Source organism: Micromonospora tulbaghiae (assembly GCF_900091605.1).
GTDB classification, from domain to species: domain Bacteria; phylum Actinomycetota; class Actinomycetes; order Mycobacteriales; family Micromonosporaceae; genus Micromonospora; species Micromonospora tulbaghiae.
On the sequence record NZ_FMCQ01000006.1, the window covers coordinates 26,289 to 47,929 of the forward strand.

The 21,641-nt window shown below is 72.7% G+C and carries 21 protein-coding genes and 1 pseudogene; 11 read left to right on the forward strand and 11 right to left on the reverse strand.

The features are described from left to right. The first annotated feature begins 37 nt into the window (after nucleotides 1-37). On the forward strand, nucleotides 38-652 hold the full coding sequence (locus GA0070562_RS18265) for a dihydrofolate reductase family protein (RefSeq protein ID WP_091423438.1): 615 nt from the start codon (nucleotides 38-40) through the stop codon (nucleotides 650-652). 47 nt (nucleotides 653-699) lie between these two features. Beyond that, on the forward strand, nucleotides 700-1,593 hold the full coding sequence (locus GA0070562_RS18270; protein WP_091423440.1) for a hypothetical protein: 894 nt from the start codon (nucleotides 700-702) through the stop codon (nucleotides 1,591-1,593). A gap of 2 nt (nucleotides 1,594-1,595) precedes the next feature. Here the strand turns inward: GA0070562_RS18270 and GA0070562_RS18275 are convergent, their stop codons facing one another. The 6 genes from GA0070562_RS18275 to GA0070562_RS18300 are packed head-to-tail and all read right to left on the reverse strand — an operon-like array spanning nucleotide 1,596 to nucleotide 4,428. After that, nucleotides 1,596-2,132, reverse strand: coding sequence for an SUKH-4 family immunity protein (locus tag GA0070562_RS18275; RefSeq protein WP_091423443.1), 537 nt, complete (start codon nucleotides 2,130-2,132; stop codon nucleotides 1,596-1,598). Then, nucleotides 2,129-2,674, reverse strand: a complete 546-nt coding sequence (locus GA0070562_RS18280) for an SUKH-4 family immunity protein (RefSeq protein ID WP_091423445.1) — start codon at nucleotides 2,672-2,674, stop codon at nucleotides 2,129-2,131. Before GA0070562_RS18280 ends, GA0070562_RS18275 begins: the two co-directional genes overlap by 4 nt. Then, on the reverse strand, nucleotides 2,671-3,198 hold the full coding sequence (locus GA0070562_RS18285; protein WP_091423446.1) for an endonuclease: 528 nt from the start codon (nucleotides 3,196-3,198) through the stop codon (nucleotides 2,671-2,673). The genes GA0070562_RS18280 and GA0070562_RS18285 overlap by 4 nt, the downstream gene beginning before the upstream one ends. Continuing rightward, nucleotides 3,191-3,685 (reverse strand): WXG100-like domain-containing protein, encoded by a 495-nt coding sequence (locus GA0070562_RS18290; protein ID WP_091423448.1) that lies wholly within the window; start codon nucleotides 3,683-3,685, stop codon nucleotides 3,191-3,193. Before GA0070562_RS18290 ends, GA0070562_RS18285 begins: the two co-directional genes overlap by 8 nt. Nucleotides 3,686-3,688: 3 nt before the next feature. Next, a complete protein-coding gene (locus GA0070562_RS18295) occupies nucleotides 3,689-4,018 on the reverse strand; it encodes a hypothetical protein (protein ID WP_091423449.1) in 330 nt (109 codons plus the stop codon). After that, a complete protein-coding gene (locus GA0070562_RS18300) occupies nucleotides 4,015-4,428 on the reverse strand; it encodes a YbaB/EbfC family nucleoid-associated protein (protein ID WP_091423451.1) in 414 nt (137 codons plus the stop codon). The genes GA0070562_RS18295 and GA0070562_RS18300 overlap by 4 nt, the downstream gene beginning before the upstream one ends. 156 nt (nucleotides 4,429-4,584) lie before the next feature. On the opposite strand from GA0070562_RS18300, the gene GA0070562_RS18305 reads away from it, so the two are divergent. The 5 genes from GA0070562_RS18305 (at nucleotide 4,585) to surE (ending at nucleotide 8,301) form a co-directional block, all read left to right on the forward strand. Beyond that, a complete protein-coding gene (locus GA0070562_RS18305; protein WP_091423453.1) occupies nucleotides 4,585-5,529 on the forward strand; it encodes an FAD-dependent oxidoreductase in 945 nt (314 codons plus the stop codon). A gap of 63 nt (nucleotides 5,530-5,592) precedes the next feature. Further along, complete coding sequence (locus GA0070562_RS18310) at nucleotides 5,593-6,129, forward strand: hypothetical protein (RefSeq protein ID WP_091423455.1); 537 nt, start codon at nucleotides 5,593-5,595, stop codon at nucleotides 6,127-6,129. Nucleotides 6,130-6,284: 155 nt separating this feature from the next. Beyond that, the gene (locus GA0070562_RS18315) at nucleotides 6,285-6,497 is read left to right on the forward strand and encodes a hypothetical protein (protein WP_091423456.1); all 213 of its coding nucleotides are present in this window, start codon (nucleotides 6,285-6,287) and stop codon (nucleotides 6,495-6,497) included. 42 nt (nucleotides 6,498-6,539) lie between these two features. After that, nucleotides 6,540-7,481, forward strand: a complete 942-nt coding sequence (locus GA0070562_RS18320) for a 1-phosphofructokinase family hexose kinase (protein ID WP_225853242.1) — start codon at nucleotides 6,540-6,542, stop codon at nucleotides 7,479-7,481. Next, the gene (gene surE / locus GA0070562_RS18325) at nucleotides 7,471-8,301 is read left to right on the forward strand and encodes a 5'/3'-nucleotidase SurE (RefSeq protein WP_091423458.1); all 831 of its coding nucleotides are present in this window, start codon (nucleotides 7,471-7,473) and stop codon (nucleotides 8,299-8,301) included. Before GA0070562_RS18320 ends, surE begins: the two co-directional genes overlap by 11 nt. 52 nt (nucleotides 8,302-8,353) lie before the next feature. Here surE and GA0070562_RS18330 read toward each other — a convergent pair whose 3' ends face one another. Together GA0070562_RS18330 and GA0070562_RS18335 are read right to left on the reverse strand one after the other, a co-directional pair. Continuing rightward, a complete protein-coding gene (locus GA0070562_RS18330; protein ID WP_091423461.1) occupies nucleotides 8,354-8,581 on the reverse strand; it encodes a hypothetical protein in 228 nt (75 codons plus the stop codon). Nucleotides 8,582-8,654: 73 nt separating this feature from the next. Next, the gene (locus GA0070562_RS18335) at nucleotides 8,655-9,476 is read right to left on the reverse strand and encodes an alpha/beta fold hydrolase (protein ID WP_091423464.1); all 822 of its coding nucleotides are present in this window, start codon (nucleotides 9,474-9,476) and stop codon (nucleotides 8,655-8,657) included. 96 nt (nucleotides 9,477-9,572) lie between these two features. Between GA0070562_RS18335 and GA0070562_RS18340 the strand changes: the two genes are divergently transcribed. Next, nucleotides 9,573-10,607, forward strand: coding sequence for a sigma-70 family RNA polymerase sigma factor (locus GA0070562_RS18340; RefSeq protein WP_091423466.1), 1,035 nt, complete (start codon nucleotides 9,573-9,575; stop codon nucleotides 10,605-10,607). A gap of 30 nt (nucleotides 10,608-10,637) precedes the next feature. Here the strand turns inward: GA0070562_RS18340 and GA0070562_RS30695 are convergent. After that, nucleotides 10,638-10,871 (reverse strand): annotated as a pseudogene (locus GA0070562_RS30695) (hypothetical protein); the annotation flags it as partial. A 242-nt stretch (nucleotides 10,872-11,113) separates the two neighbouring features. On the opposite strand from GA0070562_RS30695, the gene GA0070562_RS18350 reads away from it, so the two are divergent. Then, nucleotides 11,114-11,605, forward strand: a complete 492-nt coding sequence (locus tag GA0070562_RS18350; protein ID WP_091423469.1) for a winged helix-turn-helix domain-containing protein — start codon at nucleotides 11,114-11,116, stop codon at nucleotides 11,603-11,605. A gap of 184 nt (nucleotides 11,606-11,789) precedes the next feature. Here the strand turns inward: GA0070562_RS18350 and GA0070562_RS18355 are convergent, their stop codons facing one another. Continuing rightward, nucleotides 11,790-16,187 carry a S8 family serine peptidase gene (locus tag GA0070562_RS18355; protein ID WP_091423472.1) on the reverse strand — a complete coding sequence of 1,466 codons (4,398 nt, stop codon included), beginning with the start codon at nucleotides 16,185-16,187 and terminating at the stop codon, nucleotides 11,790-11,792. Between the two features lie 259 nt (nucleotides 16,188-16,446). Here GA0070562_RS18355 and GA0070562_RS18360 point away from each other — a divergent pair, with 259 nt between their 5' ends. Both GA0070562_RS18360 and GA0070562_RS18365 read left to right on the forward strand, forming a co-directional pair. Further along, nucleotides 16,447-16,998 carry a winged helix-turn-helix domain-containing protein gene (locus GA0070562_RS18360; RefSeq protein WP_091423474.1) on the forward strand — a complete coding sequence of 184 codons (552 nt, stop codon included), beginning with the start codon at nucleotides 16,447-16,449 and terminating at the stop codon, nucleotides 16,996-16,998. Between the two features lie 257 nt (nucleotides 16,999-17,255). Then, nucleotides 17,256-20,486 (forward strand): Ig-like domain-containing protein, encoded by a 3,231-nt coding sequence (locus GA0070562_RS18365; RefSeq protein ID WP_091423476.1) that lies wholly within the window; start codon nucleotides 17,256-17,258, stop codon nucleotides 20,484-20,486. A 62-nt stretch (nucleotides 20,487-20,548) separates the two neighbouring features. Here GA0070562_RS18365 and GA0070562_RS18370 read toward each other — a convergent pair whose 3' ends face one another. Further along, nucleotides 20,549-21,595 carry a zinc-dependent alcohol dehydrogenase family protein gene (locus GA0070562_RS18370; RefSeq protein WP_091423479.1) on the reverse strand — a complete coding sequence of 349 codons (1,047 nt, stop codon included), beginning with the start codon at nucleotides 21,593-21,595 and terminating at the stop codon, nucleotides 20,549-20,551. Nucleotides 21,596-21,641: the final 46 nt, after the last annotated feature.

Sequence of the window (21,641 nt, forward strand, 5' to 3'; positions counted from 1 at the left end):
GGTCAACCCGTCGAACCCACTGACAAGGAGCACCGCGATGGCCAAAGTCATCTCCACGCTGTTCATCTCGGCCGACGGTGTCGCCGAGATCGACCCCGACTGGCACTTCCCGTACTTCGACGACAACATGGGCCGCGCCGTCACCGAGGACTACGACACCTCCGACGTGCTGCTGATCGGCCGGGAGACGTACGACAGCTTCGCCGGGGCCTGGCCCGACCGGGAGGCCGCCGGTGGCGAGGACGCCGGATTCGCCAAGCAGCTCGGCGACATGCGCAAGGTGGTCGTGTCGCGCCAGCCGCTGGAGTTCTCCTGGCGCAACTCCGAGCTGATCCAGGGCGACCTGACCGACGCCGTGCGCGCGCTCAAGGCGGACAGCGGCATCAAGGGCATCCTCATCCCCGGGTCGATCTCGGTGGTGCAGCAGTTGCTCGCCGCGGGTCTGGTGGACGAGCTGCGGCTGCTCGTGCACCCGGTCGCCGCCCGCAAGGGCCGCCGGCTGTTCGACGAGGGCGACGCGCCGTACCACCTGCGGGTGGCCGCGACCGAGGCGTACCCGACGGGCGTGATCCGGGTGATCTACACCCCCGCGCCGGCGCCGGGCGCTGTCGGCTACGACGACGTCAAGGATCAGGTGCCGGCCGGAAGCTGACGATCACGGGGCGGCGACGGGCCGGTGTGTCGTGAAAGGATCCGCCGGTGCGTCGCGCTCCGCTGCTGCTGATCCTCGCGGCGGTGTCCGCCGTCGCCCACGTCGTCGGCGTCCTGGTGGCCGCTCCGCTCTGGCGCGGCGCCGAGGTGCTGAGCCTGGCGCTGCTGCTCGGCTACGCCGTCGCCGCCGGACTGCCGGTCCCGCGCTGGGCGGTGCCGGCGGCGCTCGTACCGCTGCTCGTGGACGCGGTCCGCGCCATGCCGGCCGAGCCGGGCGCCGGGGACTTCGGCTGGACGGTGTACGGCAGCGGCGACAGCGGCTTCGACGTCACGGCCGGCTTCGACGCGGCGTTCGCCGGGAGCTGGGCGGCGCTGGTCGCGGTGGCGGTGCTGCTGGTCGCGTTCCGGGGCCGTGGACGGCGCCGGCACCTGATCGCCGCGACGGTCGCCGCCACGCCCGTCGTCGGGTATACGGCCGTCCGGGTCGCCGACGTCGGCGCCGCCGTGGCCGCCAGCACCCGGGTCGTGGAGGTCCGCTCCGAGACCACGCTGACCCGGGTGGGCGGCCCGGGGTACGACCGGGCCGAGGTCGTGCCCGCGCTCGTCCTCGCGGTGCTGCCGCCGCTGGCGCTCGCACTCGCCGCGCTGGTGCTCGCCGTGCTGCTGGCCGGGCGGGGCCGGCGGCTCGCCGCGACCGGCGCGGCACTGCTGGCGGTGCTCGCGTTGCCGCTGCTCGACGCGGCGCTGGCCGCGGTGCCGCATCCGTTCGAGGCCGACGGCACCGCCCTGTTCGCCTGGTACGCCATCACACCCACCGCGGCGATGCCACAGCCGGTGGCGGCGCTGACGGCGGCGGTGGAGCTGGCCGCGTACCTGCTGCTCGTCGCCGGCCTGACCGGTTCGCACCGCGCGGCGGTGCCCGCCCCGGCGGCGGCCGGTTGACGTCAGGCGGTCGACTCCAGCTCGTCGAAGGCCATGTTCCACCACGACTCCGGATCCGCGAACGCGGCCGGGTCGACCGGGCGCAGGTCGTCGCGGATCGCCGCGGCGCGCGCGGCCCGCTCCCGCCCGCCCGGGTCGGTGGCGATGAGCTGCCCGAGCCGGTAGAGGAACTCCACGAACGCGGCGAACGTGCTGTTCACCGTCTCCAGGTTCGGTGTCTCCAGGTCCAGCAGGATCACCGCGCCGGTGCCGGCGTCCAGGCAGAACAGCAGTGCCGGGTCCTCCGGGGAGGCGCCGAGCACGACGTACGGGCGAGGGCCCTGGTCGCCCAGCTCGATCGACAGCGTGGAGAACAGCTCGACGTCGGGGACCGAGACGTCGACAGTGAACAGGATCGGCACCTCGACCGGCAGCGCCCCGTCGGGCGGGAAGACCTCCGGCCCGAGCGGCCCGAGGATCGCGTCGAAACGCTGGTCGGGGAAGTAGATGACGCCCCGCTCACCCCAGAGTGCGGTGAGCTGCTCCCGGGTGACGGTCACGGCTGCGCCTCGTCCTCGTCCACGTCGTCCGACTCGTCGAGCAGACCCTGCCGGTCGAGGAACGCGTACCACCCGTCGTCGTCGGTGACCAGCTCGGCGTAGCCGGGGCCGAGCACGTAGTAGTGCACGAACGAGTCGAGGTCGGGCGCCAGCTCCTCGAACGCGTCGCCCATGAACCACTCGGTGCCGGTCGGCGGGAAGTACCAGACCGCGCCGGTCGCCCGCTCCAGGAAGATCGGCTCGTCGCTGCGGGTGCCGACGACCAGCCAGCCGGTCTTGTCCTGCGGGATGGGGGAGAAGTCGGGCGCGTAGTCGAGGAAGTACTGCACGCCCGCGAGCCGGCCTGCCGAGGCCAGCTCGAACGCGCCGGCCCGCAGGCCGTCGGCGGCGAGCAGCAGGTCGCGCAGGCTCGCCGGCAGCTCCGCCGGCACGTCACCGTCGTCGGCCGGGTCGCCGATCTGCGCGTACGCGAGACTGGCCGGCTCGTCGGCGGCCAGGTCGGCGCGGAGTTCGGCGAGAAGCTGCGCGAGATCGGAAGTCAATCCACTACCTCTATTCGGATCGGGGTTCCGTCCGGCAGATTCTGGATCTGGCCCCAGATCTGGGAGCCGATGTCCGTGTTGGTTCTACCATGCAGCAGCTTGAGGTTGTCGACGGTGTCCGGCCCGCCGAGCTGCAGTTCCCATACGTGGTCGGGATGGTAGTCGCTGAGCCGTTGACTGAGCCGGTTGGCGAGGTCCTTGTCGTGCGGCCAGTACTTGTCCCAGATCTTCTGCCGGATCCGGTCCTTGTACCCGTCGGTGATGCTCTTGTCGCGCTGCACCGGGTTGGTGGCCTTGTAGAGCTTGCCCTCGTCGCTGAGCTTCTTCAGCGCGGCCATCTTGCGCCGGAACTGGGCGGTGGCGTGGAAGTTCTTGCGCTCCACCCGCACGACCTTGGTGGGCAGGCTGTGGTTGGGCCCGGTGACCCGGACGATCGGCTTCTCCAGCTTCTCGACCGCCTTGCGGACGATCTTGCCGGCCGCCGGTTTCGCGGCGGCGCCCCGGCCGCGCTTCGGGCTAGGCATCGAGCAGTCTTCCGATGACCTGGTCGATCAGCGCGCCGACGATCTCCCGGGTGATGATCTGGAAGATCGGGATCTCGGCCAGCGAGGCGCCGAACGTGACCACGGCGGTGGCGATGGCCTGGGCGACCTCGAACGCGAGGATGGCGAGCTGCACGATCACCGCGATCTTCAGCGCCAGCACGATCGCCGCGCAGATGATCAGCCCGGCGCCGAGCAGCATGGCCGCGGGCATGCTGTCGTGCAGCACGAGCGGCCCGTTCTGCTCGCCGCCCCACCACTTCTGGAACGCCGCGATCGCCGGACCGACGTTCTGCGTCCAGACCTGTGCGGCCGCCGCGTCCACCTCACCGGCCGCCGACCCGATCCGGCCGCCGAACTCGAGCCACGCCTGGCCCATCTCGAAGAGCTTCTCCTCGTCGGCCTGCGGCCAGGTGTAGCCGATCCAGCCGAGCGCGGTGATCAGCTCACCGGGTAGTTGCAGTCCCACGGCTCACCCCAGCCCGCCGGCGAGCGAGCGCATGGTGCCCGCGCCGTCCTCGTCGACCCGCTCGTACGCGTCCGCCATCCCGGTGATGTCGGCGCCCGCCGAGGTGAACTCGTCGGCCGCCATGCCGACGCAGTCGAAGATGTAGTTCGCCACCTCCGTGTAGGCGATGCCGATCAGCGAGCCGATGTCGTCGGCGCCCCACGGTTCGCCGTAGCCCTGCATCCGTGCCTCGAACGCCTCCAGCTCGCCGTTGAACCGCTTGGCGAGGTCGGTGACGCCGCGCCCGGCGGCCCGGATCAGCGGCGGGTGCACCTCGAAGCCGTCGCCGCTCATCGCTGCCCGCCGCGCGCCAGCCGCTCCTGCGCCTCGGTGAGCGCGTCGAGGAACGACCCGAGCCGGGGTACGGCGGTGTCCCGTACCTCCTGCAACTGCTCCCGCAACTGCGACGTGTCCGCGACCTGCGGCGCCGGGCCGGTCCGCAGCCCGTCGATCGCAGCGTTGACGGCGGTGACGATGTGCGCGGTCAGCTCCTCGGAGCCGAGCCGCATCAGCCGCGGCTCGACGTGCAGCGACTGGAGCTTGCCGTCGCGCCCCATCTCGGCGCGTACCTGCCCGTCGGCGGCCTCGCCCACCGCCGGCGTCTCCGCCTCTTCCGCCGGCGGCGGACCGACCGTCCGAAGTGCCGCCATCGTCGCGTCGAGCATGCGGGTGAAGTCGCCGCTCATCGAAGGATCCGCACTCATGAGCCCTCCCCAAGGCCAAACGCCACGAGCGTAACCGAGAGGGACAAAGCGATTCCGCCCCTGTATTGCCCGACGGCGCCCGATCCGTCTTGGACACCGGGCACGTGGGCAGCGACGATCGGCGGGACGACTGCGGTACGGACGAGGGAGCGGATCATGACGAAGGCGGACGTGGTGGTGGTCGGCGGCGGGGTGATCGGGATGACGACCGCGCTCACGCTTCAGCGGCGAGGTGCCCGGGTCACCGTGCTGACCGCCCACGACCCCGCCGACACGGTGTCGACGGTGGCCGCGGCCGTCTGGTACCCGAGCCACACCGAGGAGGATCCCCGGGTGCTGCGCTGGGCTCGGGACACCCACGCCGAGCTGCGCCGCCAGGCGGCCGACGGCGTGCCGGGCGTGGTCGACCGGCCCACCCGGATGTGGCTGCGCCACCGCTACGCCGGGCCGCCCTGGTGGGCCGACGCCTGCGGGGACCTGGTGGCCGAGCCGGCGGAGCCGCCGTACACCGCGCTGCTGCGGTTCACCGCCCCGTCGGTGGAGATGACCAGCTATCTCACCTGGCTGCGGAAGCGCCTGGAGGCGGGCGGCGGCCGGATCGTCAGACGCGCGCTGGGCGCGCTCGCCGAGGCGTACGAGGTCGCGCCGGTCGTGGTGAACGCGACCGGCCTGGCCGCCGGCCGGCTCGCCGCCGACCCGGCCGTGTACCCGGCGCGCGGGCACGTCCTGCTGGTGGCGAACCCCGGCCTGACCGTCTCGGTCCGTGACGAGGACGACCCGGCCGGCATCACGTACGTGCACCCGCGCCGCCACGACGTGGTGCTCGGCGGCACCTACGAGGCCGGAGTGGGACACACCCGCCCCGACCAGGAGGAGTCGGCGGCGATCCGGCGCCGGTGCGTGGCGCTGGTGCCGCAGCTCGCGGACGCGCCGGTGCTGGGGGAGCGGATCGGGCTACGCCCGGCCCGGCACGGCGGCCCCCGGGTCGAGGTGGACGCGGCGGACCGGCGGCTGGTGCACGCGTACGGGCACGGCGGCGCGGGGGTGACGCTGTCCTGGGGCTGCGCCGCAGAGGTCGCCGATCTCGCCCTGAGTGTCTGACCGTCTCGGCGCAGGCAGGCCGGCGGCCCACCGCTGGAGCGCGCGGGCGGTAACCTCGGCCCGGTGTCCGCCCGCCGCGCCGCACTGTCCGCCCTCGTCGCCCTGATCGCCGTCCACATCGGCTGCACCCTGGTCGCGCTCGCGGCCTACAGCCACCGCATCGGCGTGGTGACCCACGACGGCGCCAGTTTCCCGGTGGAGCTGCTCGACGCCGTGGTGCCCCTCCGCGACCTGCTGCCCGCCGTGCTCTGGCTGCTGCCGGTCACGCTGCTCGTCACGTTCGCGGCCCTCGGCTCCTGGGCCGCCCGGCGGACCGTCCGTCCCGACGACGAGCGGCTGCCGAGGGCGGCGTGGACCGCCGGCATCGCCGCGGTGCTGCTCAACCCGCTCGCGGCCGTGCGCTACGCGTCCGCCACCGCGAACGGCGGCGAGTACATGCGTACGGTGCAGGTGGAGACCACCCTCCTGGTGCTCGCCGCCGCCGTGGCCACCACGATGAGCGCGCTCGCCGTCGCCGGGTTCGTGCGGCGCTCCGACACGGCGAGCCCGGCGTCGCGGCGGATGCGGGACTGGTCCGCGGACCCGGCGGAACGCGAGTGACCTGCCGCTCAGGCGCGCGGGCTGGCGGCTGACTGACCAGGAGCAGCGCGGCGTGGACCGGTCAGGAATCGAGAAGCATCGCGCGGGCGGGCGGACCTAGCGTTTCCGGCACGGGCCACCCGCCGGGGCGGCCACCGGGGAAAGGTCGCCGACCCATGGACGCACGCATCCGTCAGCTGCACCGCTGGTTCTCCGTCGCCTTCACCGTGACCGTCGTGGTCACGTTCGTGGCGCTGGCCCAGAAGGACCCGATCGTGTGGGTCTCCTACGTGCCGCTGCTCCCGCTCGCCCTGCTCCTGATCAGTGGCCTCTACCTGTTCGCGCTGCCGTACCTGCGGCGTCGCCGCGCCGCCGCACGCCCGCGCTGACCTGGGGGATTACCGGGGCCGGTCAGCGGGCAACACTGGCGGATGGACCAGAAGGTGATGGTGTTCGCCCCGGCCCCGCTGCTGACAGTGACCATCGAGCAGCAGGGGGAGGCGACCGAGCTGCATCTGCACCCGGGCGGGCAGGGGGTGTGGCAGACCCGGATGATCGCTGCGCTCGGTGTGCCGGTGACCATGTGCGTGGGCCTCGGCGGCGAGGTCGGCGACGCGGTCCGCAAGCTGCTCGACGACGAGGACGTCACGGTACGGGTGGTGCGGCGGGAGTCCGGCACCGGCTGGTACGTGCACGACCGGCGCGACGGTGAGCGGACCGAGATCGCCGAGCACCCGGGCGCGCCCATGGTGCGGCACGACATCGACGAGCTGTACACGGTGACGCTCACCGAAGGGCTGCGCGCGCCGGTCAGCGTGCTCAGCGGACCGGCCGATCCGCAGGTGGTGGATCCGGACATCTACCGCCGGCTCGCCGCCGACCTGAGCGCCAACGGCGGGACGGTGGTGGCCGACCTTTCCGGGCCGTACCTGGAAGCGGTGCTCGACGGCGGCGTGAGCGTGCTGAAGGTCAGCCACGAGGAACTGCTCGACGACGGCCTGGCCAAGGACGACAGCGTCGAGGCGCTGCGCGACGCCGGCCGCCGCTGCCAGGAACGGGGCGCGCGGACGGTGCTGATCAGCCGGGCGGGGGAGCCGGCGCTGGCGCTGCCGGAGGACGGCGAGGCGCTGCTGGTGCACGCCCCGCCGCTGGAGCTGGCCGACCACCGGGGCGCCGGTGACTCGATGACCGCCGGGGTCGCCGCCGTGCTGGCCCGGGGCGGGGACATGCGGGAGGCGCTGCACGTCGGCGCCGCCGCCGGCGCGCTGAACGTGACCCGGCACGGGCTCGGCACCGGCCGGGCCGAGGCGGTACGCGAACTGGCCGGCCGGGTGCGGTTGACCCCGCTGGACGGTGGCGACGATGACGGCTGACCGGCCACCCCGGGTGCTGGTGACCAACGACGACGGCGTGCACGCCCCCGGCATCCGCGCGCTGGCCCGGGCCGCGTACGAGCGTGGGCTGGACGTGGTGGTCGCCGCGCCGGAGGCCGAGGCGAGCGGGATGAGCGCGGCGCTGTCCGCGGTGACCGAGGACGGGCGGCTGGTGTTCCGCGAGACCGAGCTGGACGGCCTGCCCGACGTGCCCGCGTACGCGGTGGCCGCCTCACCGGCGTACATCGCGGTGCTGGCCGGCCTCGGGGTGTTCGGGCCGGTACCGGACCTGCTGCTGTCCGGCATCAACCGGGGCGCGAACGCGGGCCACGCGGTCCTGCACTCCGGCACCGTCGGCGCGGCGCTGACCGCCGGCAACAACGGCATCCGCGCGCTCGCCGTGTCGCTCGACGTGCTCACCCCGGCGGCGGCGAGCGCCGGCAGCGGTGGCGCGGCGATCGCGGTGCTGGACAGCGTGGACGACGAGTCCCGCCACTGGTCGACCGCCGCCGAGCTGGCCGCGACGCTGCTGCCCTGGCTGGCCGCCGCGGATCCGGGCACCGTGCTCAACCTCAACGTGCCCGACCTGCCGGCCGATCAGGTGGCCGGTCTGCGCCAGGCGACGCTGGCCCCGTTCGGTCAGGTACAGGTGTCGGTCGCCGAGCGCGGTGAGGGCTTCGTGCGTACGGCGGTGGAGGAGAATGCGGTCCGCGCGGTCCCCGGCACCGACATCGCGTGGCTGGCCGAAGGGTACGCCGCGGTCACAGCGATCCGGGCGCTCGGGCACCTGCCCGACGTGGAGCTGCCGGTCGACGGCTGAGGACGGCTCCGCCCCGCCACCGTGACACGGGTGGCGGGGCGGAACCGGTCGTTCACTCGCCGGCGGCGCGGCGGCGGTCGGCCTCGGCGTCGGCGGCGCCCACCGGGGTGCCGTCGCTGTCCCGGTCGGCCCGGGACAGATCCACGTCGGCGCCGGCCCGGGCGGCGTCGGCAGCCGCGTCGTCAGCGCCGACGACCTCACCGCCGCCGGTCTGCCCGTCGTCCGGGACCAGCTGCCCGGCAGTGGCCAGCCCGATCGGTGCGTACCTGGGGTCGGTCATCTCGTCCTCCTCACCGGTGCTCCTGGTGAAGCGGTACCCCGGGACGGGACGCGGCAACCGCGCGGGGCCGGCGTCAGCGGTCGAGGAAGGCCAGGGTGACCGCGGCGAACAGCGGCGACTGGTCGATGTCGTAGTGGGTCAGGCCGGGCAGGATCGCCAGCGCGTGCCCGCCCGCGGGCCGGCCCTCGCCCGCCCAGCCGCCGTCGCGCAGCCCGCCGTCGAGCAGCCCGAACACCTCGACGAAGTGGCTCGGCGGGGCCATGTCGGCGTCGGCGGCGACGACGAGCGTCGGCACCCGCAGGGCGCGTACCTGCTCGGTGAAGTCGAAGTCCTTCCGCATCGCCTCGCCGATCTTGTCGAGCAGCCGGGGAAAGTCCTCCGGGCGGGGCGCGACCCGCTGGTACAGCTCGTACATCGGGGTGTCCTTCATGTACTCGGCGGCCGCGGCGTTGACCTGGCCCTGCTGCGCCAGCAGCTCCGGGTAGACGGCGTCGCGGCGGATGTGCGCGGACGCCGCGACCAGCCGCCCGACCTTTTCCGGGTGCCGGAACCCGGTGTGCAGGGCGACGCCGCCGCCGAGGGAGAAGCCGACCACGTCCGGCCGGTCCAGGCCGAGGTGGTCGATCAGCGCGGCGACGTCGTCGGCCATCAGCGCCATGTCGAGCGGCCGGTCCACGTCGGCGGTGCGGCCGTGGCCCTGGAGGTCCACCAGGATCACCTGGTGCTTAGCGGTCAGCGCGGGCAGGATCGGCGCGAACATCTCGCCGGAGCAGAGCCCGCCGTGCAGCAGGATCATCGGCCGGCCCTCGCCGTGCGTCTCGTGGTAGAGATGAACGCCGTTTACGTCGGCGTACCGCCCCGGGGCGTGGGTCTCGTCGCGCTGCGCAGTGGTCATCGGTGCTCCTCGGACGTGGTGACCTGACGACTGTCGGACCGGGCGGGCGGGGCGTACTCATCGGCACGGGCTCGAACGTGCTCGCGTCGACGCAGCATGTGGGCTAGTTTCAGCCAGGTGAGCGAGGTGGCGAGCGTCCCCGTCGAGGCGCAACTCGAGGCGTACCGGTCGGAGCTGACCGGTTACTGCTACCGGATGCTGGGTTCGGCCTTCGAGGCCGAGGACGCGGTGCAGGACACGTTCGTCCGGGCCTGGCGCAACTTCGACAAGTTCGAGGGGCGGTCCGCGCTGCGGACCTGGCTCTACCGGATCGCCACGAACGTCTGCCTCACCATGTCCACCAGCGCGCAGCGCCGGGTCCGGCCGATGGACCTCGGCCCGGCGGGCATCGGCACCGCCACCCATCCCGGCGAGCCGCGCCCGGAGCAGATCTGGCTCGGCCCGGCGCCCGACGGCCGGGTGCTGCCCGAGGTCGCCGACCCGGCCGAGGTCGTCGCCGGCCGGGAGTCGGTCCGGCTGGCGTTCGTCGCGGCGTTGCAGCACCTGCCGCCGAAGCAGCGGGCCGTGCTGATCCTGCGCGAGGTGCTGGCCTGGTCGGCCCAGGAGGTCGCCGACCTGCTCGACACGTCGGTGGCGAGCGTCAACAGCGCGCTGCAACGGGCGCGCGCCACGATCGCCTCGGCCGACACCGGGGCCGACGTACGCCGGCCGCTGGACACCGAGCAGCAGGCGCTGCTCGCCCGCTACGTGCGCGCCTTCGAGGCGTACGACCTGGCGGCGCTCACCGCGCTGCTGCACGAGGACGCGACGCTGTCGATGCCGCCGCTGCCGCTGTGGCTGCGCGGACCCGAGCACATCGCCGCGTGGATGGCCGGCACCGGTAGCGGCTGCCGCGGCTCCCGCCTGGTGCCGACCGCCGCCAACGGGATGCCGGCGTTCGGGCACTACCGGCGCGACCCCGACGGCTCAGGCCACGTGCCCTGGGCGCTGATCGTGATCGGCGTCTCCGGCGGCCGGATCACGTCGCTCAACAACTTCCTCGACGTCGACCGCCTGTTCCCGCTGTTCGGGCTGCCCGCCCGGCTGGAGGAGGGCGCCGGCCAGCCCGAGCAGGCCCGCGAGCTCGCGTAGGTCGTCGCCCGCGCCGCGTACCTCCAGCCGCCAGCCGAACCGCCGGGCGGTCAGGCGCATCCGGGCCAGCACCTCGACCGTGACGAGGTCGGGCGCGGTCACCGCGGACACGTCGCACACCACCACGCCCCGGTCGCGGCCGCGCAGCGCCTCGGCCAGTTCGGCGCAGCGGGCCGCGATGTCCGCGCGGGTCGGCGTCCCGTCGCCCAGGCAGAGCATGTGGGTGATCACACGCATTGGACCGCCGTACGTCCCGGCTCTCATCGGTACGCGCGATGCCCGCGCAATTTGCCTCGAACACCTTGTTGCAGGCCGTTACATCGACGTTAACTGCTATACCAATCATCGGTGCTCGGCTATATGATCCCGGTAGTTCACCCCGAAGCCTCACGAAATCGCAGCTCCCGCACCCCTCGGGTCGAACTCCGCAAGCCAGGCGCCTCCGCATCGTCGTGCCTGGCGACCGCCCGGCGTTGTGGTTCGGCCTGCCGGAAAGGTGGGAACGGATGACAGGGCTCCCGTCCTTGGTCATCGGCATCGCGTCCTCGTCGGCCGAACGCCGGCAGCTCGCCCAACTGCTCGGCGGCACCGAGTCGTTCCTGATCGTGTCCAGCGCCCATCAGGCCCGCCGCTTCCTCGACCTGGTACGCCGGCCCGCGCTCGCCCCGGCGCCGCATCCGCCCGTGGCCGACGAGGCGCCGGCCGAGCCGCCCGGGCGGGGGCTGGCCGTCGACTCCGACCGGCGGGTGCTGCGCTGGCGGGAGCGGGAGATCGGGTTGACGCCGCTGGAGCACGACCTGCTCGTCTGTCTCACCGGTACGCCCGGCCAGGTGTGGACGTACGCCCGGCTGCACCGCGCCGTATGGGGCAACGACCACCTCGGGCGGGGCTCGGACATGCACTCCGTGGTACGCCGCCTCCGCCGCAAGCTGGGTCGCCTGGACGCCCCCGCCACCATCCACGCGGTGAGAGGCGTAGGTTTCCGCCTCACCCCCTGACGCGCCAGCTCTCCCCGTCGATCTTGCACTTGCGGCCCTCAGGGTGGGGCATTTATGTGCCTTGTCCGGGCAGTAAGTGCAAGATCAGCGGGAGCGGGAGCGGGAGCGGGAGCGGGGGCCGAGAACGTGGGGCGGCCCGCCCGGTGCGCTTGCGCCGGGCGGGCCGTCCTCGTCGGGTGCCGGGTCAGCAGCGGGTGGGGGAGAGGGTGAAGTCCTCAACGGTGGGCGTGCTGCTGTTGATCTTCGTCTGGCGCGTCTGGGGCTTCCAGCCGTCCTTGGCGACGATCAGCGTCAGCGGGTTGTTGCGCCGGTCCATCCAGTAGGCGTACCGGCCCTGGGCGTCGGTGGTGAAGGTGTACGAGCTCGCCCAGGAGTCGACCTGCACGGTCACGCCCGCCAGTGGCGCGGTGGCGCCCTGGCAGCTCTTGCCGGAGACCGTGCCGGACAGCTTGCCCCAGGTGGTCGGCGGCTGCGCGATCATGGTCACCGCCACCGGCTCCACCGTGTACGGCGTGTTCTCCTTGATCACCACGGACGCGGAGTACGTGCCGGGCTGGTCGACGTTCGCGGTCATGCCGACCGTGACGGTGACCTTCTCACCCGGCGCCAGCGTGACCTTCGACTTGTCGACGGTCAGCCAGCTCACGTCCGCCGCGCCCTCGGCGCACTCGCCGAAGCCGGGCAGGACCTCGCTGTCCTTGGTGGCCGTGAAGCCGCCCGACGAACCGCCGACCTTGTAGAACCCGCAGGCCGCGCCGCCCCGGTAGCGGGGGGCGTTGGCGTTGGGCAGGTTGGCCCACGAGTTGGTCGCCGGGTCGAAGGCGAAGCCGGCGTTGGTGATGGCGCCCCCCTGCGACCCGCCGACGACCAGGAGCTTGCCGTTCGCCACCGCGTACGAGGCGGCCCAGCTGTCGGCCGGCGCGTCCGGGATGGCGGTCCAGGCTCCTGCGCCCGGGTCGAAGGCGTAACCGACCTTCTGCGACGTGGTTCCGTCGTTGCCGCCGGTGCAGTAGACGGTCCCGTCGATCCCGCCGCAGGACAGGAACGCCACCGACTTCGGGTACGCCGGCAGCGTCTCCCAGGCGTCGGCGCCCGGGTCGTACCGGACCACCGAGTTGGCCATCGGCGTGCAGCTCGCCGTGGTGCAGCCGCCGATCGCGTACAGCTTGCCGTCCGCGACCGCCTGGCCGGCCGCCGCGCGCGGCACCGGGTTGTCGGCCTTGCGGGTCCAGGTGTTCGCCGCCGGGTCGTACGAGAAGGTGGCGGCGTCCGGACCGGCGGCACCCCAGCCGCCGGTGGCGATGATCTTGCCGTCGATCACGCCGACCGTCATGGCGTTACGCGCGCCGGGCAGGTCGGCGATCCCGGTCCACGTCTGGGCGATCGGGTCGTACTTGTAGTTCTTGGCGCTCGACGCGGTGCCGTCGCCACCGGCGATGGAGTAGACGGTGCCGTCGACGTTGACGACCCGGTTGTCCATCACGTTCGCCGGGTAGCCCGGGATGGTGGTCCAGGGGTCCGCCTGGGGTGCGGCGGCGGTGATCGCGTTCGACGACTTGCCGGACGAGCGCGCCGCGAACGACGTGGCGGCGGTCAGCCGCTGGACCGGCGCGCCGGTGGAGCCGAGCAGCGCCTGCTCGGACAACTGGGTGCCGTCGGCCCGTTGCAGCACGAAGCCGCCGTCGCGCTCACTGAACTCGGCGGTGACCGGGGCCCCGCCGGTGTTGGTCACGGTGAAGGTCTTGCTGACCTTCCCGCTGGGCATCCGGACCGTGCCGGTGATCGAGGTCGGCTTCACCGACAGCCGGCCGGCGGCGAGCTGGAAGTTGGCCGCTGTGGCCCAGTCCTCCTCGACCGCCACCTGCTTGGTCTGGCTCACGTAGTTGCCGGCGCTGGCGGTGAACGGGTGCGTCCCGGTCAGCGACGAGAACATCCAGTAGAAGCCGTCGGGCAGCTCGGTGTCGTCCGGCGTGGCGACGGTGGTGGCCTTCTCCGCCGGGCGGTCCTTGCTGGTCACCGTGGCGCCGTTGACGTAGCCGTTGTCGTTCTTGTCACGGACGTGGCCGAGGACCAGGCCGCCCTTGACCGGCTTGCAGACGAGCTTGCTGCCGATGAGCACGTTGTCGACCTGCCACCACCATTCCCAGCTCGCCTCGTAGTAGTGGAAGCGCACCCGCACCTGCGACTGGTCGGCCGCCTGCGGGATCGGCACCTCGGTCACCCGCGGGCCGCGTACGTCGGCGGCCTGCCGGAGCACGTTGCTCCACGTGGTGCCGCCATCCAGGCTCAGGTCGACGTCCGCGCGGTCGCTGTTGAGCCAGTTGTAGTCCTGGTTGAACCGGATCACCGGCGTGGTCACGCCGGTCAGGTCGACCACCGGGCTGACCAGCGACGTGTCCTGCCGACCGCCGCTGCCGTAGTTGTCGCTGTCGATGATGGCGAAGTTGCCGCTGCCGCCGGTCAGGTTGCCGCGCTCACCGGCGTCGGTGAACTCCCAGACCTGACCGGTGCCGGCGTTGTCCACCACGGTCCAGCCGTCCGGTACGCCGGTGCCGTCGAACGTCTCGTACTCGCCGTCGGAGCTGACGGTGTAACCGGGGGCGGTGGTGCACGCCTCCGGGTTCGCCTGCACCGCGATGTTGGCGGTCACGTTGGCCGTGCCGACGGTGACCTCCTTGGTGGTGGTCAGGTAGCCGGCGTACTGCGGCTCGACCTTGAGCCGGTAGGTCGCCCCGGACGGCAGCGACAGGCTGTAGCGGCCGGTCGACGGCGTGGTGTAGTCGGAGATCGGCGTGCCCTCGACGCTCACCTTCGCGTACAGCGGCCAGCCGTGCCCGGAACCGTCGGTGACCTGCCCGCTGACCGTGACGCTCGCCACCGCGGTGAGCGCGACGTCGAGCGTGCTGGTCGTGTTCGCGGTGATCGTCGCCGACAGCGTGCGAGTCGCGTACCCGAACGCCGAAACGACCACCTGGTAGTCGCCGGCCGGCAGGAGCGAGGAGTACGTCCCGTCCGCGCCGGTGGTCAGCGTGCGGTCCGTCGGGCCGGTCAGCGTGACGGTCGCCCCGGCGATACCCGCGCCGGTGGCGGCGTCGGTGACCTTGCCGGCCAGGGTGCCGTTGTCCCCGATCGGGGCGGCGGCGAGCAGCGCGAGCGCGTCCAGGCGGCCCTCACCGTAGACGTTGTTGTCGTCGGTGGTGCCGCCGCACTGCGAGTCGCCCTTGTCGATCGCCGTGTCGTTGAGCAGCGCGCGGGTCGCCGTGACGTCGCCGACCAGTGTGGGCGCCGCCGACCAGAGCAGCGCGATCGCGCCGGCCAGGTGCGGTGCCGCCATCGAGGTGCCGCTGATGCTGGCGTACGAGTTGGTCGGCACGCTGGAGCGCACGTTCACACCCGGCGCCGAGATGTTCGGCTTGATCTCGCCGTTCTGCCCGGTGCCCCGGGACGAGAAGCTGGCGATGTTGTTGTTGACGTCGTACGCGCCGGCCGAGTAGTTGCTCGCCAGGCTGCCCGGTGAGCCGCTGGTCTGGCAGGACGGGCCGTTGTTGCCGTTGGACCAGACACCGAAGATGCCGGACGCGGTCCAGGCGTCGGTGACGTCCTCCATGAACGGCTCGTTGGACGGCGCCGTGGTGCCCCACGAGTTGTTGATGATGTTGGGCCGCTTGCTGGCGTCCGGGTTCTGCCCGTTGAGGTCGGTGGGCTCCAGCATCCACTGCCCGGAGGAGATGAGCGCGGCGTCGGACGGGCAGCACCCGTTCGCGGCGATCCACTTGACCTCGGGGGCGACACCGATCTGGTTGGCCCCGTCGGCGCCGGCCATGGTGCCCATGGTGTGCGTGCCGTGGCCGTCGGAGTCGCACGGCGCGGTGGCGCACTCGCCGGCCGCGTCGAACCAGTTGTAGTCGTGGTCGAAGGTGCCGTCACCGTTGTTGCCGCGGTAGGCGTTCACCAGCGCCGGGTGGTTGAACTGGACGCCGCTGTCGATGCTCGCCACGGTGATCCCGGCGCCCTTGACGCCGTACTGGGACCAGACGTCGTCGGCGTTGATGTTGGCGATGCCCCACTCCAGGGCGTTCGCCGACTTCTCGTCGGTGCCCGGAGTGGTCTCCGGCAGCTTGTACTCCACCGGCGCGTACAGGCCGTCCACCTCGGAGTGGGCGGCGAAGTTCTGCGCCATGGTCAGCGAGCCGTCGGTGACCTTGATGGCGTTCGTCGCCCAGAAGGTCCGGTACTTCGTGCCCGAGCGGTCCAGCTCGGCGCGGATCTTCGACTGGCTGTCGGCGGCGGTCTTCTTCAGCGCCGCCGCGACGGCGGCGCCGCGCTCGTTCCAGTCCTTGATCGCGGTGGCCTTGCTCAGGTCCGCCTTGGCGGCGAAGTGGATCCAGAAGTCGCCCTCGCTCTTGCCCTGGAGCTGACGGGTCAGCTCGGGACGGATCTTGTCGCCGGTCGACGCGCCCGCGCCCGTCTCGGCCTGTGCCGCCGTGCCGGTAGCGGCCAGCGCGGTGGCAGCGAGCACCAGGGCGGCGCCCGCGCTCACCAGCCGCCGGGCCGGGCCCCATCTGTGTGGACGTCTCAGCATCGGTGCTGCCTCCTGTTCCGATGACCCGCGGATGATCGAGCCATGGCAGAAGGGCCAGGAGACATGCTCTCCCGACTGCTACACCGGTGTGAAAAGAACCCCCCAGGCCCCCTAGGCGCCGTGCGGGTCTGCGCCGGACGCCTGAGTGGACACTATGATCGACAGTAAGGAACGATCAATAACCGTACGTGAGCAACATGTCACCAACAGGCCCCCGGATCGGGCGGCCTGTTGACAGTTTTTGTCACGGTGGGGCGCGGTGACGACTGACGGCACGAACGCGGCGAACTCCGGCACCGACCCGCCGGAGCGCCCCTTCTCGCTCGTCATCGGGGTGACGTCGTCCCCGGCCGAGCGGCTGCGGCTGACCGAGCTGCTGGACGGCGTCGCACCCCTTCTGATGGTCGCCGATCTGGACGAGCTGCGCGAGTTGATCACGGAGGCGCCGGCCCCGGCCGACGCGCCGGCCCCGCCCGTACCCCGGGACAGGCCCGCGCCGGACGGCGCGCTGGTGATCGACGCGGCCCGGTCGACCGCCCGGTGGGGCAACCGCGAGACCGCCCTGACCCGGCTGGAGCGTGACCTGCTGACCTGCCTGACCGCCGAGCCGGTACGGGTGTGGAGCTACGCCGAACTGCACCACGCGGTCTGGCACGACGCGCCGACGCACGGCCGGGCCGACGTGCAGTCCCTGGTCAAGCGGTTGCGCCGCAAGCTCGACGAGCTGGGCACCGGCGTCACCATCGCGGCGGTACGCGGGGTCGGCCTGCGGCTCACCGACCACCGCCACCCCCGGGTGCGGGGCGACTGACCCGCCCCTGGGTCCGCTGTGGAACACCGCACGTCGCGGCCCGGGGCGGCGCGTACGGCCGGACGGTGACAGCCGGTGACCCGATCGGCGGAGCCGCGCTGCCGGTGTGGCCGGAATTGATGGCAACCGGTCGATTACCGGTGCGGCACGTATCGCGAGATGTCTTTGCCTCCTACGGTGGCGTCCGGCACGCGGACGGAGGGGACTCGGGAATTCACCCGAGGGGGCCGTCCCGGCGGACAGGGAGAGTTGTCTCGATGCGAGTTTGGCTTCGCGCGGTGGCGGTGCTCGCCGCCGGCGCGGTCGTGGTGGCGGGAGTGCCGGCGCTCGCCGCCACCGTCACCGTGCGGGACGCCGGCGTGGCCGGCCAGACCGGCGCACAGGCGACGGGAAGCAGCGCCGCGCTGGGCGCCGCGCGCACCACCGCGACCCGTGCGCTGGTCACCCCCGGGGACACCCGGCTGATGCCGACCACGCCCCGCACCGACACGCCGCGGATCAACAACGGCGAGATCACCGACATCGAGGTGATCGGCAACCGCGTCTTCATCGCCGGCACGTTCACCTCGATCGCGAACGTCGGCGGGTCCACGATCGCGCAGCGGTCCCTCGCCTCGTACAACCTGGACACCGGCAAGGTCGACACCGCGTTCAAGCCGACGATCGACGGCGCGGTCGCCGCGGTGGAGGCGTCGCCGGACGGCTCGTCGCTCTACATCGCCGGCTCGTTCAACACGATCAACGGCGTCACCAAGCGCAAGATCGCCCGGCTGAACCCGGCCACCGGCGCACCGGTCGCCGCGTTCACCGCCACCGCGAACGCGCGGGCCACCGCGCTCGCCGTGAGCACGAACGCGGTCTACGTCGGCGGCCAGTTCGCCACCGTGAACGGCGTCAGCCGCAGCGGCCTGGTCGCGCTCAACCCCACCACCGGTGCCGTCGACACCGGCTTCAACCTGCCGCTCACCGGCGGCATCGGCGTCGGCGGCATGCTCACCGTGCAGCAGCTCAAGCTCACCCACGACCGCAGCAAGCTGCTGGTCGTGCACACCGGCCGCCAGATCGCCGGCCAGGACCGCTACGGCGTCGCCCTCATCGGTACGGCGAGCAAGGCGCTGCTGCCCTGGCGTACCCGGCTGTGGGAGGACAACCTCTCCTTCGTCGGCGGCATCCAGCGGGTCTTCGCCGGAGACATCGCGCCCGACGACTCGTACTTCGTGGTCACCAGCGGCTCGGGCGGCGACCGCCCGCCGATCAACGACACCGCCATCGCGTACCCGCTGACCGGTAACGACCACGTCGAGCCGCTCTGGATCTCCCGGCACTTCGACAGCATCTACTCGGTGGCGATCACCGACACCGCCGTCTACGTCGGCGGCCACTTCAGCTGGCAGGAGTCGCCCACGTCGAACGTGCCGTGGCCCGGCCTGGACAACGTCGGCTACGGCACCGGCCAGGGACTCAGCGGCTACGGCCTCGGCGACCAGGTGGTCCGCCGTGACCACCTCGGTGCGCTGGACCCGCTCACCGGCACCGCGCTGGAGTGGAACCCCGGCTCCAACTCGTACGAGGGCGAGAAGGCGATGCTCGCCACCTCGCGCGGCCTGCTCGTCGGCGGTGACGGCAACGTCAAGGGCGGCAAGACCACCGGCCGGGTGGCCTTCTTCGACCTCTCCAAGGAGCCCGCGCCCGCGCCGCTCGACACCACTGTCACCACGCCGATCGAGGGTGCGGTGAAGTCGGCCGGCGAGTCGTTCACGATCAGCGGCCAGGCGCTCGCCCCGGCCGGCGTGGCCCGCGTCCAGCTGGAGATCCAGGACCGCAACAGCGGCAAGTACCTCCAGGCCGACCTGACCACCTGGGGCGCGTTCAAGGCGATCAACACGACTGTGGCCGCGCCGAACGCCACCTCCACCACGTGGAGCCTGCCGGTGACGCTGCCGGCCGGGATCTACCAGTTGCAGGCCAAGACGTTCGACCGCAACGGGGCCGGCGACACCACCAAGGCGGTCAAGAAGATCGAGGCGTTCCGCTTCGACGACCTGCCGCCGACGACCCGGATCAGCTCGCCGTCGGCCGGCCTGCTCGCCACGCAGACGTTCGTGGCCTCCGGCACCGCCACCGACGACAAGGGCGTCAACTCGCTCATCTACTCGTTCCGCACGGCGGACAACCGGTACCTCCAGGACGACGGCACCGTCGCCGCGGTCTACAACACCTTCCGCGGTGAGCCGGACGTGATCGGCGCGACGTCCACCACCTGGCAGTACGAGGTCACGCTGCCCGTCGAAGGGCAGTGGAAGATGACCGCCACCGCCGTCGACACGACCGGGCAGAGCGACCTGCGCGGCGACACCCGCGACTGGACCGTCTCCGCCAACGGCGTACCGCCGACAGTGGCGATCACCTCCCCGGTGGCGATGACCCCGCCGGGCAACCCGGCGCCGTTCACCGTCGCGCCCGGCGGCACGATCACGTTCGCCGGTACGGCCAACGACGACGACGCCCTCAAGTCGGTCGAGATCTACCTGCGCAACAACACCACCCGCGAGGCACTGGCCAGCGACGGCACGTGGGGCGCCGACTCGGTCGCCGGCTACCACCGGATCTCCCCGGCCAACCTCGACGCCGCGACGTTCGACTGGTCGTTCACCACCGTGCCGCTCACCCCCGGCGTCTACGACTTCCGGGTACGGGCGACCGACAAGCTCGGCCTGACCACGTCCAGCAACAACATGGGCCGGCTCACCGTCACCGCCCAGGTACCCGGTGACGCCTTCCCGAACGGGCTGCTCAGCTTCACCGGCACCAACCAGGACATCGACCGGCTGCACCTGGACCTGACCGGCACCGCCACCGACGACAAGGGGGTCCAGGCGGTCCGGATCGCGCTGCGCGACCTCGACACCGGCCGGTACGTGCAGCCCAACGGCACCATGGCCGCCGCGTTCGCCACAGTCGACGCGACGCTCGCCGCGCCCGGCGCGACCAGCACCGCGTTCACGCTCTCGATCGACCTTCCCACCCGGGGCACGTACAGCGTCGAGGCGTGGGCCGTGGACACCGCGGGCCAGCAGGACAACTCGACGAACGGCGCGACCGCCCGCTACCTCGTCTACCCGGGTGACACCGACCCGACGCTGGAGCCGAGCATCACCCCGGTCGAGGGGCAGGCGTACACCGGGGGCCGGATCGTGATCACCGGCCGGGCGGTGGACGACGGCGGGATGCAGAAGGTCGAGGTGCAGATCGGCAACAGCGCCGGGCAGGGCATGAACTCCGCCGGCACGTTCGGCCGCGCGGGCGCGCCGAGCAGTTGGCCGTGGATCGCCACGTTCCTCACCAGCCCGGGCTCGCCGGGGTCGAACTTCGCGTACACGTCGCCGGTGATCCCGGCCGGCACGTACACGGTGACGGTCCGCGGCATGGACAACCGGGGGCAGTACCAGCAGCCGCCCCGTACCGTCACGGTGACCGTCACCGACTGATCGGGCAGGCTCGCGGGCCGGTCCGCGCCGGGTCTCCCGGCGGCGGGCCGGCCCGTGCCCGTTCAGGGACGGATCAGGCACATCCCGGCGGTGGCCGGCCGGTCCATGGTGGCCAGCGCGTCCGGCGCGGCGGCCAGGTCGACGGTGCGGGTGACCAGCTCGGCCGGGCGCAGCACCCCGGCGGTGACCAGCCGCAGCATCTCCGGGTACGCGTGAGCCGGCATGCCGTGGCTGCCCCGCAGCTCCAGCTCGTACGCGATCACCAGGTCCATCGGCAGCGCCGGGCGGCCCTGCGCGGCCGGCAGCAGCCCGACCTGCACGTGCCGGCCGCGCCGGCGCAGGCCCTCGATCGACGCCACACAGGTGGCGTGACTGCCGAGCGCATCCAGCGACAGGTGGGCACCCCCGCCGGTGGCCTCCCGGATCGCGGCGGCCACCTCGCCGGGACCGCCCAGAGCGCTCGCGTCCACGCCGACCGCGGCGCCGCAGCGGCGGGCCAGCTCCAGCGCGCCGGGCGAGACGTCCACCGCCACCACCCGCGCCCCGCTCGCCGCCGCGATCATCACGGCGGACAGACCGACCCCGCCGCAGCCGTGCACTGCGACCCACTCGCCGGCAGCCACCCGGCCCTGCGCGATCACGGCCCGGAACGCGGTGGCGAACCGGCAGCCGAGCGCCGCGGCTGCTGCCTCGTCCAGCTCGTCCGGGAGGCGCACCAGATTGACGTCGGCGTGCCGCACCGCGACCAGTTCGGCGAACGAACCCCACCCGGTGAAGCCCGGCTGGGTCTGCCGCTCGCAGACCTGCTGGTCGCCCGCGAGACACGACGGGCACCGCCCGCAGGCGCAGACGAACGGCGCGGTCACCCGGTCGCCGGGCCGCCAGCCGCGTACGTCCGCGCCCACTGCCACGACCACACCGGCGAACTCGTGCCCCGGCACGTGCGGCAGGCGGATGTCCGGGTCGTGGCCCTGCCAGCCGTGCCAGTCACTGCGGCACAGGCCGGTGGCGCCGACCCGGACGACCACCCCGTCCGGCGCCGGCGCCGGGTCGTCCACCTCCCGGACCTCCGGCCGCACCCCGAACCGCTCGAACACCACCGCACGCATGCCCCCGATCCTCACACCAACCCCACCCGCCCTCCCCCCGCCCCCC

Excerpts from the sequence above, each read along its gene's own strand:
- surE (WP_091423458.1), top strand. The coding sequence starts at position 7,471 with ATGACGGCTGACCGGCCACCCCGGGTGCTGGTGACCAACGACGACGGC.
- GA0070562_RS18340 (WP_091423466.1), top strand. The coding sequence starts at position 9,573 with ATGTGGGCTAGTTTCAGCCAGGTGAGCGAGGTGGCGAGCGTCCCCGTC.
- GA0070562_RS18315 (WP_091423456.1), top strand. The coding sequence starts at position 6,285 with ATGGACGCACGCATCCGTCAGCTGCACCGCTGGTTCTCCGTCGCCTTC.
- GA0070562_RS18295 (WP_091423449.1), bottom strand. The coding sequence starts at position 4,018 with ATGAGCGGCGACGGCTTCGAGGTGCACCCGCCGCTGATCCGGGCCGCC.
- GA0070562_RS18320 (WP_225853242.1), top strand. The coding sequence starts at position 6,540 with ATGGACCAGAAGGTGATGGTGTTCGCCCCGGCCCCGCTGCTGACAGTG.
- GA0070562_RS18285 (WP_091423446.1), bottom strand. The coding sequence starts at position 3,198 with ATGCCTAGCCCGAAGCGCGGCCGGGGCGCCGCCGCGAAACCGGCGGCC.
- GA0070562_RS18330 (WP_091423461.1), bottom strand. The coding sequence starts at position 8,581 with ATGACCGACCCCAGGTACGCACCGATCGGGCTGGCCACTGCCGGGCAG.
- GA0070562_RS18265 (WP_091423438.1), top strand. The coding sequence starts at position 38 with ATGGCCAAAGTCATCTCCACGCTGTTCATCTCGGCCGACGGTGTCGCC.
- GA0070562_RS18335 (WP_091423464.1), bottom strand. The coding sequence starts at position 9,476 with ATGACCACTGCGCAGCGCGACGAGACCCACGCCCCGGGGCGGTACGCC.
- GA0070562_RS18370 (WP_091423479.1), bottom strand. The coding sequence starts at position 21,595 with ATGCGTGCGGTGGTGTTCGAGCGGTTCGGGGTGCGGCCGGAGGTCCGG.
- GA0070562_RS18365 (WP_091423476.1), top strand. The coding sequence starts at position 17,256 with ATGCGAGTTTGGCTTCGCGCGGTGGCGGTGCTCGCCGCCGGCGCGGTC.
- GA0070562_RS18350 (WP_091423469.1), top strand. The coding sequence starts at position 11,114 with ATGACAGGGCTCCCGTCCTTGGTCATCGGCATCGCGTCCTCGTCGGCC.
- GA0070562_RS18305 (WP_091423453.1), top strand. The coding sequence starts at position 4,585 with ATGACGAAGGCGGACGTGGTGGTGGTCGGCGGCGGGGTGATCGGGATG.
- GA0070562_RS18300 (WP_091423451.1), bottom strand. The coding sequence starts at position 4,428 with ATGAGTGCGGATCCTTCGATGAGCGGCGACTTCACCCGCATGCTCGAC.
- GA0070562_RS18355 (WP_091423472.1), bottom strand. The coding sequence starts at position 16,187 with ATGCTGAGACGTCCACACAGATGGGGCCCGGCCCGGCGGCTGGTGAGC.